Origin of the sequence: Micromonospora sp. NPDC047730, from assembly GCF_043204765.1 — a bacterium.
In the GTDB taxonomy this organism is placed as follows: domain Bacteria; phylum Actinomycetota; class Actinomycetes; order Mycobacteriales; family Micromonosporaceae; genus Micromonospora.
Genome location: NZ_JBIDCU010000023.1, coordinates 32,583 through 48,604, shown reverse-complemented (window position 1 = coordinate 48,604; position 16,022 = coordinate 32,583). Strand labels below are relative to the sequence as shown.

The following is a 16,022-nucleotide window of genomic DNA, read 5'->3' as shown; positions in this document are numbered from 1 at the left end:
TACCTTCCCAGCCATGACCGAACTGCTCCCGCTCCGGATCGCCGGAACCCCCGCGCACGGCGAGACGATCCTCGAGGTACGAAACCCCTACGACGACCACTTGGTCGCCACCACCACCTACGCCACTGATGAGCAGGTGGAGCGGGCGGTCGCCGCCGCGGACGCCGTCCGCCGTGAGGCGGCCGCGCTCCCGGTCCACGTCCGCGCCGAGGCGCTCGCCGCGATCAGCCGGGCCATCGCCGACCGGGCCGACGACCTGGCCCGCCTGATCACCGCCGAGAACGGCAAGCCGCTGTTCTGGGCGCGCGCCGAGGTCGGCCGCGCGATGTCGGTGTTCCGGGTGGCCGCGGAGGCGACCCGTGCCTGGTCGGGCGAGGTGATGCGGCTCGACACCGACAAGGCCGCCGAGGGGCGGCTCGCCTACGTGCGTCGGGTGCCGAAGGGTCCGGTGCTCGCCATCACCCCCTTCAACTTCCCGTTGAACCTGGTCGCCCACAAGGTGGCTCCGGCGATCGCGGCCGGCGCCCCGGTCGTGGTCAAGCCCGCGCCGAAGACCCCGCTGTCGGCCCTGGCGCTCGGTGAGATCATCGCCGGGGTAGGGCTGCCCGCCGGCATGGTGAGCGTGCTCAACGTGCCGGATTCCCGGGCGTCGGCATTGGTCGCCGATCCGCGGCTGTCGGTCGTCTCGTTCACCGGGTCCGGGCCAGTTGGTGCGGCAATCGCGGCGACGGCGCCGCACAAGCACATCGTCCTCGAACTCGGCGGCAACGCGGCGGCCTACGTCAGCGCGGACTACGGCGCCGCCGCGGACCTGGACTGGGCAGCGCAGCGGATCGCCACCTTCGCGAATTACCAGGCCGGGCAGTCCTGCATCGGCGTGCAGCGCGTTTACGCCGATGAGCAGGTGTACGACGAGTTGAGGGCGCGCCTCGTGGCGGCGGTGGAGGCGTTGCACACCGGTGACCCGAACGACGAACGGACGCAGGTCGGTCCGCTCATCAACGTCGAGGCGGCGCGACGGGTCGAGGCGTGGGTCGCGGATGCTGTCGCCGCGGGGGCCCGGCTGCTCACTGGCGGAATCCGATCGGGCACGACGTACGCGCCGACGGTGTTGGAGGACGTCCCGGCCGACGCGAAGGTGGTGTGCGAGGAGCTCTTCGGGCCAGTCCTCGTGCTGCAGCGGGTCGCCGGGCCGGGCGACGCGTTCGACCGGATCAACGACTCGCGGTTCGGGTTGCAGGCAGGGGTCTTCACGCACGACATCCAGCTGGCGTTCCGGGCGTACCGCGAGCTCGAGGTGGGGGGCGTGATCATCGGCGACGTGCCGTCGTACCGGGCGGACCAGATGCCGTACGGCGGTGTCAAAGACTCCGGGTTCGGCCGCGAAGGGGTGCGGTACGCGATGGTGGACTACACCTACGAGCGGGTCATGGTGCTCACCGGAATCGACCTGTAGGCGGACACGATCCCGGCAGGCCGGGTGCAGTCGGACATCAAGCCCTACGTCATCGAGCGATCATCCGCACCCACGATCGCCAGCATCGAACAAGAGCATGAGGAGACGACATGAGCAACACCAATGGACGTACCGCGATCGTGACCGGCGCCGCTCGCGGTATCGGTGCCGCCGTAGCCCGACGGCTCGTCGAGGACGGCTTCTCCGTGGCGCTTCTCGACCTCGACGAGGCCGCCTGCCAACCGGTCGTCGATGCGATCGGATCCGCTGGCGGGCGCGCGCTGGCGGTCGGCGTTGACATCTCCGACGAGGCTGGCGTCGAGGCCGCGGTGACCCAGGTCGTCACCGAGCTCGGCGACCCTGCGGTGCTGGTCAACAATGCCGGCATCACCCGCGACAACCTGCTGTTCAAGATGAGCGCCGACGACTGGGAATCGGTGATGAAGGTCCACCTGCGCGGGGCGTTCCTGATGAGCCGCGCCGTGCAGCGCTACATGACCGAACAAAGATGGGGACGTATCGTCAACCTCTCGAGCACCTCTGCTCTCGGCAACCGGGGCCAGGCAAACTACGCGGCGGCCAAGGCCGGTATCCAGGGCTTCACCAAGACGCTGGCCATCGAGCTCGGCAAGTTCGGCGTCACCGCCAACGCGATCGCGCCGGGCTTCATCGAGACCGAGATGACCGCCGCGACCGCCGCCCGGATAGGCGTCTCGTTCGAGGAGTTCAAGGCCCACGCCGCCGCCCAGATCCCGGTCGGGCGAACCGGCAACCCGGAGGATATCGCCCACACGGTCTCGTTCCTCGTCAGCGAAGGGGCGGGTTTCGTCTCCGGCCAGGTCATCTACGTCGCCGGCGGTCCCCGCGCCTAGCGCCGGTCATATGGAGGAGTGCTCGTGAAGGTTTTCCAGAACATCCAGGAGTTGGCGAAGGCGGTCGGCACCCACCTGGGGCACAGCGACTGGCACACCGTCGACCAACAGCAGATCGACCTGTTCGCCGAGGCAACGGGCGACCACCAGTGGATCCACATCGACCCAGAGAAGGCGGCGCGCGGGCCCTTCGGCACGACCATCGCGCACGGCTACCTCACGCTGTCGCTGATACCGAAGCTGGCCTGGCAGGTCTACCGGGTCGAGGGCCTGAAGGCGGGCGTCAATTACGGCTGCAACAAGGTGCGGTTCCCCTCGCCGGTGCCGGTCGGCTCCCGGCTCCGCGCCGGCATCGAGCTGATCTCGCTGACCCCCGGCGCCCGGGGAATGCAGGCCACGGCCCGCGTCACCGTCGAACGGGAGGGGTCGGTCAAGCCGGCCTGCGTGGCCGAGACCGTCAGCATTCTGGTGCCCTGACCGGGCGGCGGGCGGCCCGGAGCCGAGTTTTGTGCTGCCCGCCGTCGGGGCACCACCCCTCGCCTGTCTCCTCACCACAGACTTCCTTCGCGAGGCACACCGGCCCCAGCTGCGGGTACGCCGCCCGCCGTGTCCTTGGCCGGGGCGGCGGCGATGGCCAAAGGGAGTGCCCAGATCGCCCGCTCTCGACATATGTCCGATGACAGGGTGCCTGAGCTGCCAGTACTTCTTTAGCGAGCTCAGGATGAGGAGCGGGATGAAGAGCCAGGAAGACCGACGGTCCGGACCAACCATCGAGTACGCCGCCGAGGCCGGAGTGGCGCACATCGCGCTTAACCGCCCAAGCCGGCTGAACGCCGTCATCCCGCAGCTCGTGCGCGAGCTGCTGGACGCCATCGACCAGGCACATCGGGACAGGGCGCGGGTCATTGTGCTCAGCGGACGAGGCCGGTCGTTCTGTTCCGGTTACGACCTCAAGTACGAGGTCGTCGGCAGCCCGGCGGCCACCGAGCGGATCATGCGACTGAGCCGAATCCAGGCCCTGACCAGCAAACTGCGTAACTCACCCGGTTGCGTTGTCGCTCAGGTGCACGGGTACGCATTGGGCGCCGGTGCCGAACTCGCGCTCGCCGCCGATTTCGTTGTCGCCGCCGAAGATGCGGTTTTCGGTTTTCCCGAGGTCGAAGCCGGTCTGAGTGTGACCGGTGGGGTCTCGGCCATCCTGCCGCGACTCGTCGGGCCGGCCCGTGCCCGCCGGATGATGATCCTCGGCGAGCGGATCGACGGCCGGCAGGCGTACGAGATGGGCATGGTCAGTCACGTGGCCGCCGCGGCGGATCTGCCGACGGTCGTGGATTCGTTGGCCACCACGATCCTCAGCCGTCCCGAGAGCGCGGTCGAAGGAGCCAAGCGGCTGCTGGAACAGGGCACCTGGACAGATCTGCGGACGGCGCTCTCCGCCGAAACACAGGCCGCCCTGCAGGCCCAGGAATCGGGTGAGGCGCGTGAGGCACAGCAGAGGTTCGCCGCGGGCCGAGGCCTCGAGCCGACGGGGGACGCGCGGTGACCGGGGTTGACATGGACCCGCTGAAGGTGCAGGACCTGGCCAGTCTCGTGCGGCGGGCGGCGGCGCGGTGGCCGAGCCGGCGCGCCCTGCGGTTCGACCAGCACGACCGCGACTTCACCTTCGCCGAGCTCGACGAGTTGTCGGACCACTATGCGGCCGCGCTCGGCGCCCTCGGCGTCGGGTACGGCGACCGGATCGCCCTGGTATTCGACAACCGGCCGGACTACCCGCTGCTGTGGCTGGGCGCGGCCAAGATCGGTGCCGCCGTCGTGCCGGTGAATCCGAGGTACTCGGTCCGGGAACTGACCCGGCTCCTGGAGCATGCCGAGCCCACCGTCGTCGTCACCTGTGCCGACTACCTGGATCTCGTGCTCACCTCGGCGGCCGAACACGACCGGGTCGCCGTCACAGACACCGCCGGCTGGCCGGGCGTCACCAGTCTGGCCGGCGTCGATGTCTGCACGGCTGCCGAGTCGCGCACGGCGGTGTATCCCGAGACGCTGGCCAACATTCAGTACACTTCCGGCACCACCGGCCACCCCAAGGGCTGCATGTTGTCGCACGGCTACTGGACGACGATGGTGCGTAAGTACGCCGACGGCTTCCCGTACCTCGGGCCCGACGACGTCCTGCTCACCGCCCAGCCCTTCTATTATCTCGATCCGCAGTGGAGTCTCGCGGCGTGCCTGTTGGTGGGATCGCAGCTCGTCGTCCTCGACCGCTTCCATCCCACATCGTTCTGGGACAAGGTGCGCGAGTACGGCGTGACCTACCTCTACTGCATCGGGATGATGCCCACCCTCCTTCTCCGCCAGCCGGAAAAACCCACCGACCGGGCCCATTCGCTTCGGGCTGTGGCCTGCTCCGGCATCCCCAAGCACCTGCACGCTGCGCTCGAGCAGCGGTTCGGGGTCGGCTGGTATGAGGGCTTCGGGATGACCGAGACCGGGGGCGACCTGCGGGTTCTGCCCGACGACCATGACGAGCTGGTCGGCACCGGATGCGTCGGGCGGCCCAATCCCCACCGCGAGGTCAGGATCGTCGACGAACGGGGACGGACGGTTCCCCGTGGCGCCACCGGCGAGCTGGTGCTGCGGGGCATCGGCATGATGGACGGCTACTACAAGGACGAGCAGGCGACGCGCCAGGTGTTCCGTGATGGGTGGTTCCACACCGGCGACCTGGCTCGGATGGACGACCGCGGCCGGGTCTACCTGACCGGCCGGTTGAAGGACATGGCCCGCCGCAGCGGCGAGAACATTGCGTTGAACGAGGTCGAGGCGGTGCTCTGCTCCTCCACCCGGGTCAGCCAGGCGGCCTGCATCGCGGTCGCCGACGAACTGCGGGGGGAGGAGGTCCAGGCATTCCTCGTCGCCACCGGCGGAGCCGACGAGACGATCCTCACCGAGGTCATCGCGCACGCCAGCGCGAACCTGGCGCCGTTCAAGGTCCCGAGGTACTGGAGCTTCGTCGACGAACTGCCGCTGACCCCGTCGCAGCGGGTCGCCAAGGAGAAGCTGAGGGCACTGCCGGTCACGTCCTTCGACCGCACCACCGACGGCCAGGTCCGTCCAGGGCCGTCCGCCGTCGGCGGGCACGCCGCCGAGCGAGCCGATGGCTGAGCCGCGCATCAAGATCGCCGGTCACTCGATCGGCGTGTCCGAGGCCTGGGTGCTTCTCCAGCTCCCTCCCGACCTGGAGTTCATCGGCTTCGACTACGCCGGCGACCTGCGCAACGACCCGCCGAGCGGGAGCGACGTGGTGCAGTTGCAGGACTTCGGCCGGCTGCTGCTGCTCGGGGTCTCCCTGAACCCCGATGATGTCCGCTCATGCTTGATGGCCGCCGAGCGGGCCCCGTGGTCGGCCGTCCCCAAGGACACGCGTCTCGTCGACACGCCCTACGGGCGCGCGGGGACCCCGTACGCGCACGCGATCGCGCTATACCGCCACTTCCGCTACCGCTACCGACTCGGGGTCACAGTCGCGTCGGCGATCCTCCATCTCAGGCGCCCGTCTCTCGTGCCGATGCTCAACGACCGGACCATCGCTTTCTACAGCGAACAGGCGGTCGACCTGGCCACCGCGAGCATGAGCGACTCCCCGCTGTACTGGGAGGTCTTCCGGCGGGACCTGATCAACAGCGCCGCCGGAATCGACGTCCTGCGGCAGCAGCTCGTCGACGCGGACGACGCGGTCTCGCACGCGCTGTCGAGGCTGAGCGACGTGCGGCTCTTCGGTGTCCTGGTCAACGGCGTGGCGGCGAGTTAGTCACGTGCCGCCGGCCGCCGCGCGGGTCAGGAACCGGCTTCCAGGATGGCGTGCATCTGCAGTGCGACTCCGAAGCTGAGCATCCACTCCGGGCTGCGGGGATCCTTCCCGGTCAACTCGGCGACGCGGTCGAGCCGGTACGACAGGGTGTGTCGGTGGATGCACAGCCGCTCCGCGGTGGGCCCGGGACGGCAACCCAGGGCGAAGAAGGCGGCCAGCGTGCTGACCAGTTCGGTGTTGTTGGTGGCGTCGTGACGCACCAGGTCGCCGAGCAGCATGTCCGTGAACGGCCGCATGACGGTCTGCGGATCGAGGCCCGCGAGCAACCCGGGAAGACCGAGCGCGGTGACGTCCTGGATCTCGTTCGTCGCGTGCGCTGAGGCCTGGCTGGCGGTCGCCGCCTCCCGGATCGCCAGGGCAAGGCTCTCCGCGTCGGTCTTGGGTCGGCTCCGACCGATGGTGATCGCCTTCCACCCACGGCTGCGACAGGCTTGGAGGAAATCCTCCGGAACGGTGCTGTCGGCCGGTTGGACCAGGCAGAAGATCTTGCCCTGTAGCCCGCCGACGATGGGTCGGGTGCTGGCCGCCGCGACGTCTTCGAGGAGGGTGAAGGCCCGCGCCTTGGGTGCGGTGCGGTCCAGTCGTACCGCGATGACGCGGTATCCTTCGGCCGGCTCCAGCCCGAGTCCGCGTAGCGCCGCCGCGAGCTTGTCGTGGCTCATCGCCCCCTCGACCGTGGAGTGCAGGAGCTCTTCGACCTCCGAGCGGAGAGCATCGCGCCGGGACGCCTCCCGGGCGAAGCGCAGGAGCATGGCGGCGCGGGCACGCTCGACGAGCAGGAGCTCTGGCAAGGTGAGCCTTCGGTGCCCGACGTAAACGATGACCCCTTCGACCTGATCGTGCAGACCCACGCCGACCAGCACCGCGACCTGACCATCGCTCAACTCGACCTGCATCGTGTCGATCCGAGGTGACGTCTTCAGTACGTCCTCGAGGCCGGCGGGCAGGGGCAGACTGCGCTGGCCGCGATGGCTCCAGGAGGAGACGACGGCTCCGGTGTAGTCGACGAACATGGCGTCGAACCGCGCGACCTGTCGGGCGGTCAGTTTCAGGATCGTTTCGACGTCGGCGCCCGACATAACCGCTGCGACCAGGGAATCGTGCAGTTTCAGGATTCTTGCCAGCCCGGCCCGCCGAAGAAATTCCACCTGTCGGGCCAGATCACGCGCATATGTTTCGGCGCTGATCTGACGAGGGCAGTGTGCCAGGCAGATTCCCAGCGGCTCGGTGTCGGCGGCGAATAGGGATTCCAGTTCGTTCTCCGGCATGCCCACCGCGACAACGGCTCCGGCCGGTCGGGGAATTTCGTGGATCCGGGCGAGGGCGGCTGAAACGGTGGTCCGGTCCACCACCAGGATTTCCCCAGGCCCGCGGAAAAGCGCCGGCTGCGTGGTGACCGCCTCGACCGGCAGCGCCGCATCGGCCGACTCGCGGATGATCCTGGTCGGGTGCTCGAGCAGGCTCAACGCGGTGGAGACGGACACATCGAACGCACCCGTCGTGCTGGCGTGCGACAAAGGTGTCTCCTCGTGCTGTGCTGATGACCAAAGCGACGCGATGGCCGGAGCCCGTCACTGTCCGTATATCTCGTGTCGCCGGCAGTGGGTGGGGTGCCGTGCCGCACAGGCGAACGCCGGCGCCTTGACCCCGCATCCTAGCGCTCCTACCAGGGCCGCCACGAACGCCGAGAAACGCTCGCCATATCCGGCCAACGCGTCCGGAAGCACCACAACCAGTAACCCACCGGTCTTGGCCACTTGGCCATGCGTACGCCGCTGAGACTGTCCATCCGTCGGCTGACGTGATTCGGGCCACGTGTGACTCTCTTACGACCGATCCACCGCGCTGACGGCGGCAGGCCCCAGCAAATGGATCGCGACAAGTTGTGTAGGCCGGCGATTCAACGGTGGGTGGCCGGTCGCCGCACTGACAAGAGCGGGAGATGGACCGTGACCAGAATAACGACCAGGCGAGCATTCCTGCCGCTTCTGCTAGCCCCGGCAGTGGCGCTTTCGGCATGCTCGACGGGCGCCTCCTCCAGCGGTGTCGGCGGGGGTGACACGACTATTCGTCTAATGGCGTACGCTACCGGCGGATTCAAGGAAAAATACATCAAGGCCGTTGTCGAACCGTTCGAGAAGGCAAACCCCGGCATCAAGGTGGAGTACGACGGCGTCGTCTCGTCCGCGGAAATGCTTGGCCGGCTGCGTACGCAGAAGAACAACCCGACCGTTGACGTCGTGATCATGGACCTGTCGGTTGCCGAGAGCGCCAACAAGGAAGGCGTCTACGCGCCGCTGGACCCGGCGGCGGTGCCGAACACGAAGGACCTCAGCGAGCACGCGAAGGTGCGGGACAACTTCGGCCCGGGTGTCACGTTCGACAACCTGGCCCTCGCCTACAACACCAAGGCCGTGACGACGCCGCCGACGTTGTGGAACGACCTCTGGGACCCCGCCTACAAGGGCAAGGTCTCGATCAGCGCCCCGCCGCAGCTGGATGGCATCGGGCTGACGCTGATCCTCAGCAACATGCTGGGCGCGGACTACAAGACCTCCATCGATCCGGCGATCAAGCGGCTGCGCGAGCTGGCGCCGTCGGTGCAGACGTGGAACCCCCAGCCGGACACCTACACGCTGGTCAAGTCCGGCCAGGTCCACCTGGCGCTGTCCTGGAACGCCCGCAGCCAACTGCAGCGCGACCAGTCCAACGGCGCGTTGAGCGTGGTCCTGCCGAAGGAGGGCAGCATCATGCAGGTCAACACCATCAACCTGGTCAAGGGCAGCCAGCGGGCGGACGCCGCGCAGAAGTTCATCAACTACGCGCTGGGCCCCGACGCGCAGGCTGCCTTCGCCGCGGAAATGTTCTACGCGCCGACCAACTTGATGGCCAAGGTCAGCGACGAGGTCGCCCAGCGGACGGTGATGACGCCGGAGAAGCTCAAGACCATGATCGCGGTCGACTGGGGTTGGCTCGCGGAGAACCGCGCGAAGTGGACCGATGCCTGGCGCAAGGACGTCATCTCGAAGTAGTTGCGGGCAGACCGAGGAGTCCGGTGTGGAAGACGCGTATCTCGTTCTAGACAAACTGACCAAGACATATCCCAACCAGCCCCGCTCGGCGGTGGACAACGTCGATATCGACGTCGCGCAAGGTGAGTTCGTCTCACTGCTTGGGCCGTCGGGCTGCGGCAAGACAACGACGCTGCGAATGATCGCGGGTCTCATCACGCCCACGGCCGGCAGCATCCGTGTCGGTGGGGTCGATATCACCAACCGCCAAGTCCATAAACGTGACATGGGCATGGTGTTCCAATCCTACGCGTTGTTTCCACACATGTCGGTGGGGCAAAATGTCGAGTTCGGGCTGCAGATGCGCCGGGTCGCCAAAAGCGAACGCCGCCGTCGAGTCGCCGAGGCGCTCGACATGGTCCACCTGACGCACCTCGCCAACCGCCGCGTGAGCCAACTCTCTGGTGGACAGGCGCAGCGCATCGCCCTGGCGCGGGCGCTGGTGATCGAGCCGACCGTCCTGCTGCTGGACGAGCCGCTGAGTAATCTCGATGCGAAGCTGCGCGAGGAGCTTCGCGTCGAGATCCGGCGCATCCAACAGGAAACGGGAATCACCACCGTATTCGTCACCCACGACCAGGACGAGGCGCTGGCGATGTCCGACCGGCTGGTGGTGATGTCCGAGGGGCGCGTCGAGCAGGTCGGCGAGCCCTGGGCCGTCTACGAGACCCCGAAGAACCGGTTCGTCGCGGACTTCATCGGCCGGACCAACCTGTTCGACGGGCGTGTGGTCGGACGCGAGGACGGAGTGCTGCGGCTCGAGGTCGAAGGCCTCGGAACTCTGTCGGTACGCGCGCGCGACGCCGACCGGACGAGCGTCACCGTGATGGTCCGGCCGCACCGCGTGCAGATCGAGCCGGTCCACCGAACGGTCAACGAGATGAAGGGCCGCGTGGTCCAGTCGAGCTACCTGGGCGACGTTGAATCGGTTGTGATCGATGTCAATGGCCTCCGCGTCGCGGCCGAGCGGACACACAGCGGTCGGCCGCTGACGGCCGGTGCCACGGTCAGGATCGGATGGGGTGACGCGGATGCTTACGTCATCCCGCAGTAGAGAAGGCGGCACCCGCAGGGTGGCGGCGGCCGCCCTGCTCGCCCCCGGACTGGTGGCCATCGGCATCAGCTTCCTCGTGCCACTCGTGTGGCTGGCCCGCATGTCCCTGAACCGGACCGTCGGCGCGGCCGAACTCCAGTCGGCGGTGAGTTCGCAGTCCTACCTCGACGTGCTCACCGACGAATTCGTGTGGGACATCGCCTGGCAGACGTTGCGGCTCGGCGTCCTCGTAACCGTCCTGGTGATCGTGGTGTCGTACCCCATCGCGCTGTTCCTCGCGCGGACCCGCTCGCGCCTGCGCGGGCTGCTTCTGGCACTGGCGATCGCGCCGCTGCTGACGTCGTCGGTCGTGCGTACGTTCGGCTGGCTGGTCCTGCTCTCCGACGACGGCGTCGTGAACTCGGCGCTGGGCAGGTTGGGCATCACCAGCGAGCCGCTCGCGCTCACCAACAACTACACCGGCGTGGTCATCGCGCTCGTCGAGATCATGATGCCGTACGCCATCCTCGCGATGATCGCCGGATTCGGCCGGGTCTCCAAAGACCTGGAGGACGCGGCCGGGTCGCTGGGAGCCGGGAGAATGCGCCGCTTCCTGCGGGTCACGTTCCCGCTGAGCCTGCCCGGTGTGCTCACCGGGGCGTTGATGGTGTTCGTGCTGACCATCTCCGCGTTCATCACGCCGCGCCTGATGGGCGGGGGGCGGGTGTTCGTGATCGCCACCGAGATCTTCGACCAGGCGACCACGACGCTGGACTGGCCACGCGCGTCGGCGCTCTCCATGCTCCTGCTCCTTCTGTTCGGGGTGTTCCTGGTCCTCTTCCAACGGGTCTTCCGCATCGTGGAAGGAAGGTGAGCGGCATGAGGTCCTTCTCGGAAACGGCCTACCGGATCCTCGGCGGCGCCGTGGTGCTCGCCAGTTACCTGTTCCTGCTGGCGCCACTGCTCGTGGTCTTCGTCATCTCGTTCGACGCCAGCCCCAACCTCGAGTTCCCGCCCAAGGACTGGTCGATGCGCTGGTACGCCGGGCTGGCCGGCAACAGCGAGTTCATCGAGGGACTACGGGTGTCGCTGGTGCTCGGCTCGGTCGTGACGGTCATCTCGCTGGTCGTCGGCGTCACCGCCGCGCTCGCGCTGACCCGGTACGACTTCGGCGGGCGGGACGCGGTGGTCGGCCTGTTCACCTCGCCGTTGCTGCTCCCCAGCGTGGTGCTGGGCCTGGCCCTGCTGCTGGTCCTCGGGCCGGTGGGACTCGTCGGCACCTATCCGGGTCTGGTCGTCGCCCACCTAGGCCTGACCATCCCGTACGTGGTTCGCACGGTCATGATGAGCCTCAACGCGGTCGACGCCTCCTGCGAGCAGGCGGCCCGGACCCTGGGCGCCAGTCCGGTGACCACGTTCCGGCGGATCACCCTCCCGCTGATCGCGCCCGGCCTGGTCGCCGGCGCGGCACTGTCGTTCATCATCTCCTTCGACGAGGCGGTGGTGTCGCTGTTCGTGGTCGGCACAGGCCGCACCACCCTGCCGGTGGTGGTGTTCCGCTACGTGTCCAACAACACCGACCCGCAGGTCGCAGCCCTGTCCGTGGTCCTTATCGTGTTCTCGCTGGCGGCCGTTGCGCTGATTGAGCGCGCCCTCGGTCTGAAGCGCGCGCTGAGCAAGGCCTGACGCCATGGCGGAGATCATGACCGTGACCGGGGCAGTGGACGGCGCACATCTCGGTACGACCCTCATGCACGAGCACGTCTTCATCAACCTGCTGCGGGAATACCGGGGCACCGGGCTGATCCAGGACTTCCCGCTGATGCGCTCCGAACTCGACCGCTACCGGGACGCGGGTGGCGTGACGCTGGTGGACGTGACCCCGGCCGAGTTGACCTGGGGGGCGAGCCCAGACCCGTGCGGCGTGTACCGCGCCGGTGGACCGGCTGCCGCCTCGGCCGAGCACACGAGGGCACCGGACAACGTCACCGCGTTGTTCGAGTTGTCGGTCGCCACCGGCGTAAGGATCGTCCTGGGCACCGGCCACTACCGGGATCCCTACCTGGCCTACGAGGGCTTCGACCAGCGGAGCGTCGACGCGACCGCCGACCTCTTGGTCCGTGACCTGACAGAGGGATTCGCCGGAACGCGGATCCGGGCTGGACTCATCGGCGAGGTCGGCGCGGACCAGTGGTTCATCTCCCCGCGGGAGGAACGTAACCTGCGTGCCTCGGCCCGCGCGTGCCGGCGTACCAACGCGGCGGTCACCACACACGCGGCGCGCTGGCCGGTGGGGCGTCAGCAACTCGATCTGCTGCTCGCCGAGGGCGTACCACCCGACCGGGTGGTCATCGGGCACTGCGACACGGTGAACATCCCCGAATATCACCTCGACCTGGCGAGAAGCGGCTGCTACGTCCAGTTCGACACGATCCGCCCCGGGTCGGAGTACGCCCTGGAAACCCGCGTCGCGCACGTGGTGTCGCTGATCCGGGCCGGCTTCATCAACCGTGTCCTGCTCAGCCACGACGTGTGTGGCCGGGACCATCTGCAGGCGTACGGGGGTGGCGGGTTCAGCTACCTCCTTCAGCACTTCGCCAAGCGGTTGTTGCGGACGGGCCTCGATCCCGCAGAACTCGACCACATCCTCGTCGAGAATCCACGGCGGGCCCTGTCGGGGGAGGCCGGGTGACGGCGCCTGGCGATCATACGGAAACCCTCTGGCTGGCCGTCCGGTTCTCTGACCTCGACGTCGCCGGACACGTCAACAACGTCGCCTGGCTCAGGTTCGTCCACCTCGGCGTGTCCCAGTTGCTCGCTTCGCGGCTGCCGCTCGCCAACCGAGCCGAGGCCGGGGCGCCCGTATGGCGGTGGGTCGAGGCCCACTATCGCCGGACGGTCCAGGCGGTGGGCACCCCGATTGTGGTCCGCGCAAGCTCTGTCGAGCAGGCGGAGGGCCTGCTCGTCGCCGCCGGCGTCGGCAGCGTCGGGCTCGACGGCACCGTGGTCGACTGCGTTGCGGCGGAAGTCTTCGTCGGCCCATCTCTCTCACCCACGCCCGAGGTGGTGAGCGGCCAGTTCGGAGCCGGGCCACCGCCTGCCCTGACCTCGCGGTGGCCCTGGTCGATGGTCGTCCCGGTCCGGCCGCCGGACCGTGCGGAGGGCGGAGCGCTGTCGCCCGTCGCGGCAGCCGACCTGCTGCAGGAGGCTCGGCACGGGGCCTTGTCCGGTTGGCGAAACGGGATCCGTGGCCGTTTGGTCGTGGCCCGGGTCGGGCTCGACCTGGGGCCGGCGTGGGTGGGGGACGAGATACGCCTGGACACCTGCTGCGCGCGGGTGGGTCGCGCGTCCTTCGACCTGGCCACGCGGGGCGTCGATCCGGTCACCGGCGCAACCGTGGTCCAGTCGACTGCCAGGATCGCCCGGCTGATGACCGACACCGACCGGTCGGCCACCCCGTGGTCGGAGGCCGAACGGGCGCTGCTCGGGCAACTACGGACCGGGGCGGGATCAGGCTAGAAAACGTACCTCCAATTGGCCAACGCCTTGTCCCGCCGTTGTGGACAGTTGGATATATGGCCCGAGGGGTCCGGCTCATACAGTTGCGAAAGGTTGAGGACAGTCCAGCGCGGCACCCTGATCGCGATGTCTTACGGAGAATTAGGGACACCAGATGTACCGACTTGGAATTGACACTGGCGGCACCCATACGGACCTTGTCCTGCTGGATGAGGAGACCGGCGGGATATGGGTGGAAAAGGTCCCTTCGACGCCTCGACGGATCGTCGACGCCGTCCTGTCCGGAGCTACGCGGATCCTCGAAAAGGCAGGCATCGAGCCGAAAGACGTTCACACGATCGTCTACGGGACGACGGTCGCGGTGAACATGATCCTCCAAGGCGAGCGCATTTCGGCGGGGCTCATCGCCACCGCCGGTTTTGGCGACATCCTCGAGGTCAGGAACTCCTACCGCAGCGGCAACATCTACGACGTCCAGTGGGAGCCCAGCTCGCCAATTATCGAGCGACGTCATTGCTTTGAGATTCGCCAGCGCCATGACTTCCGCGGCCGAGAACTTGAGCCGCTCGATGAGGAGCAGGTCCGGCAAGTCGCCCGGACGATCAGAGAGCTGGGCCTGGAAAGCGTCGCCATCTGCCTGCTCCACGGCTACACCCAGCCGGACCACGAGGTGCGGGTGGCGCAGATCCTGGCCGAGGGGGTTCCCGGAATCCCCGTGTCGCTCTCCTCGGTCGTCAGCCCCCGGATTTCCGAGTACGAGCGGGCGAGCACCACCGCGCTCGACGCGTACGTCAAGCCGAAGCTGAGCGCCCACTTCGTGGACTTCGCCGAGCAGGCGGAGAAAGCCGGTTTCGGTGCCACGTTGCTGACGATGCAGGGCAGCGGCGGAACGTTCAGCCTCCGGCAGGCCGCGGAGAAACCGATCCGGGTCGCCAACTCCGGGCCGGTGGCCGGTGCCATCGCCGGCTCGTACTTCGCGGCCGAGGTCGACTGCTCGAACGTCATCACCTACGACATGGGCGGCACCAGCACGGATCTGGCAGTGGCGATCGAGGGGGTCCCCACTGTCGTACCGCGCGACGAACTGCTGGGGCATCCGATCCAGTTGTCCAGCATCGAGATCACACCGATCGGATCTGGCGGGGGATCCATCGTCTGGATCGACGAAGGCGGTGCGCTGCGGGTCGGTCCGGACAGTGCGGGAGCCAGCCCGGGGCCCGTCTGCTACGGCGCAGGGGGGACACGACCGACGCTGACGGATGCGGCCGTGGTCACCGGACGGCTGAACCCGAACTACTTCCTCGGCGGGCGCCAACAGTTGGACCGGAAGGCCGCCTACCACGCGTTGGCGTTGTCGCGGCACGACACCGACGACTGGGACCCCGAGCGGTGGGCTGCCGGCGCCATCGCGATCGCCGCCGCCGACAGCGTCCGCGCGATACGACGGGTGTCGATCGCCCGCGGGCTCGACCCACGCGACTTCGCGATTGTCGGCTTCGGCGGAGCGGGCGGCTTGATCGTCAGCGACGCCGCCCGCGAACTCGGCATCCCCACCGTGGTCATCCCCCCGAGCCCTGGCAACGTCTCGGCGATGGGTCTGCTGCTGGCCGACCAGAGCTGTGACGCGGTCGTGTCGCGGCTGTGCCCGCTCGACGAGGTCGAGGTCGAAACGGTGAACGAGTGGTTCGACCAGCTTGAGACCGAGGCGGCCAAGGAACTGCTGTCCGAAGGCATCGCGATCGACCGGATCACCGTGGTACGGACCGCGGAGATGCGCTACCGGGGGCAGAGCTTCGAGCTCGTGGTCCCCTTCGAAAAGGGGTACGGCGACCGGGCGCTCGATCACCTGGCCGCGTCCTTCCACCAGCTCCACGAGCAGCGCTACGGTCACGCGTCCCCCGACGACCCGGTGCAGCTGGTGAGCTTGCGGGCGTCCGCGGTCGCCGCGACCGCCAAGCCTTCGTTCCCGCGACTGCCGCGGGCAACCACCGTCTGTGCCGATGCCGCCCTCAAGGAACGGCGCCCGGTCATGTACGACCAGAAGGTCGAGACCCCTGTCTACGATCGGGCGCTTCTGCGGCCCGGTCACGTCATTGAGGGGCCGGCAATCATCGAGGAGCTGGGCAGCACCACCGTCATGTGGCCTGATCAGAAGCTCTCCGTCAGTCCGATCGGCACGCTCGTGCTCACCGCGCTCTGA

The 16,022-nt window shown here is 68.1% G+C and carries 14 protein-coding genes; 13 read left to right on the top strand and 1 reads right to left on the bottom strand.

All coding sequences use genetic code 11. The annotated features are described in order from the left end of the window. Positions 1 to 13 precede the first annotated feature (13 nt). The 6 genes from ACGF5G_RS31975 to ACGF5G_RS31950 all read left to right on the top strand — a co-directional run bounded on the left by ACGF5G_RS31975 (position 14) and on the right by ACGF5G_RS31950 (position 6,139). On the top strand, positions 14 to 1,456 hold the full coding sequence (locus ACGF5G_RS31975) for an aldehyde dehydrogenase family protein (RefSeq protein ID WP_393269750.1): 1,443 nt from the start codon (positions 14 to 16) through the stop codon (positions 1,454 to 1,456). A gap of 110 nt (positions 1,457 to 1,566) precedes the next feature. After that, positions 1,567 to 2,328, top strand: coding sequence for a 3-oxoacyl-ACP reductase FabG (gene fabG, locus ACGF5G_RS31970; RefSeq protein ID WP_393269747.1), 762 nt, complete (start codon positions 1,567 to 1,569; stop codon positions 2,326 to 2,328). 24 nt (positions 2,329 to 2,352) lie between these two features. Continuing rightward, positions 2,353 to 2,805, top strand: coding sequence for a MaoC family dehydratase (locus tag ACGF5G_RS31965; RefSeq protein ID WP_393269744.1), 453 nt, complete (start codon positions 2,353 to 2,355; stop codon positions 2,803 to 2,805). 256 nt (positions 2,806 to 3,061) lie between these two features. Continuing rightward, positions 3,062 to 3,871 carry an enoyl-CoA hydratase/isomerase family protein gene (locus ACGF5G_RS31960; protein WP_393269741.1) on the top strand — a complete coding sequence of 270 codons (810 nt, stop codon included), beginning with the start codon at positions 3,062 to 3,064 and terminating at the stop codon, positions 3,869 to 3,871. Beyond that, positions 3,868 to 5,493 (top strand): AMP-binding protein, encoded by a 1,626-nt coding sequence (locus ACGF5G_RS31955; protein WP_393269738.1) that lies wholly within the window; start codon positions 3,868 to 3,870, stop codon positions 5,491 to 5,493. The genes ACGF5G_RS31960 and ACGF5G_RS31955 overlap by 4 nt, the downstream gene beginning before the upstream one ends. Next, a complete protein-coding gene (locus ACGF5G_RS31950; RefSeq protein ID WP_393269735.1) occupies positions 5,486 to 6,139 on the top strand; it encodes a DUF6308 family protein in 654 nt (217 codons plus the stop codon). The genes ACGF5G_RS31955 and ACGF5G_RS31950 overlap by 8 nt, the downstream gene beginning before the upstream one ends. A gap of 26 nt (positions 6,140 to 6,165) precedes the next feature. On the opposite strand, the gene ACGF5G_RS31945 is transcribed toward ACGF5G_RS31950, so the two are convergent. Next, positions 6,166 to 7,716, bottom strand: a complete 1,551-nt coding sequence (locus ACGF5G_RS31945; protein WP_393269732.1) for a PucR family transcriptional regulator — start codon at positions 7,714 to 7,716, stop codon at positions 6,166 to 6,168. A gap of 558 nt (positions 7,717 to 8,274) precedes the next feature. Between ACGF5G_RS31945 and ACGF5G_RS31940 the strand changes: the two genes are divergently transcribed. The 7 genes from ACGF5G_RS31940 to ACGF5G_RS31910 all read left to right on the top strand — a co-directional run bounded on the left by ACGF5G_RS31940 (position 8,275) and on the right by ACGF5G_RS31910 (position 16,022). Then, positions 8,275 to 9,231, top strand: coding sequence for an ABC transporter substrate-binding protein (locus tag ACGF5G_RS31940; protein WP_393269730.1), 957 nt, complete (start codon positions 8,275 to 8,277; stop codon positions 9,229 to 9,231). A gap of 25 nt (positions 9,232 to 9,256) precedes the next feature. After that, positions 9,257 to 10,324: an ABC transporter ATP-binding protein gene (locus tag ACGF5G_RS31935; protein WP_393269727.1), complete on the top strand. Its 1,068-nt coding sequence runs from the start codon at positions 9,257 to 9,259 to the stop codon at positions 10,322 to 10,324. Next, positions 10,302 to 11,177 carry an ABC transporter permease gene (locus ACGF5G_RS31930; protein ID WP_393269813.1) on the top strand — a complete coding sequence of 292 codons (876 nt, stop codon included), beginning with the start codon at positions 10,302 to 10,304 and terminating at the stop codon, positions 11,175 to 11,177. Before ACGF5G_RS31935 ends, ACGF5G_RS31930 begins: the two co-directional genes overlap by 23 nt. 5 nt (positions 11,178 to 11,182) lie before the next feature. Continuing rightward, positions 11,183 to 11,989 (top strand): ABC transporter permease, encoded by an 807-nt coding sequence (locus ACGF5G_RS31925; RefSeq protein WP_393269724.1) that lies wholly within the window; start codon positions 11,183 to 11,185, stop codon positions 11,987 to 11,989. Positions 11,990 to 11,993: 4 nt separating this feature from the next. Next, the gene (locus ACGF5G_RS31920) at positions 11,994 to 12,995 is read left to right on the top strand and encodes a phosphotriesterase (protein WP_393269721.1); all 1,002 of its coding nucleotides are present in this window, start codon (positions 11,994 to 11,996) and stop codon (positions 12,993 to 12,995) included. Next, positions 12,992 to 13,822 carry a hypothetical protein gene (locus tag ACGF5G_RS31915; protein ID WP_393269719.1) on the top strand — a complete coding sequence of 277 codons (831 nt, stop codon included), beginning with the start codon at positions 12,992 to 12,994 and terminating at the stop codon, positions 13,820 to 13,822. Before ACGF5G_RS31920 ends, ACGF5G_RS31915 begins: the two co-directional genes overlap by 4 nt. Positions 13,823 to 13,976: 154 nt before the next feature. After that, on the top strand, positions 13,977 to 16,022 hold the full coding sequence (locus tag ACGF5G_RS31910) for a hydantoinase/oxoprolinase family protein (protein ID WP_393269717.1): 2,046 nt from the start codon (positions 13,977 to 13,979) through the stop codon (positions 16,020 to 16,022).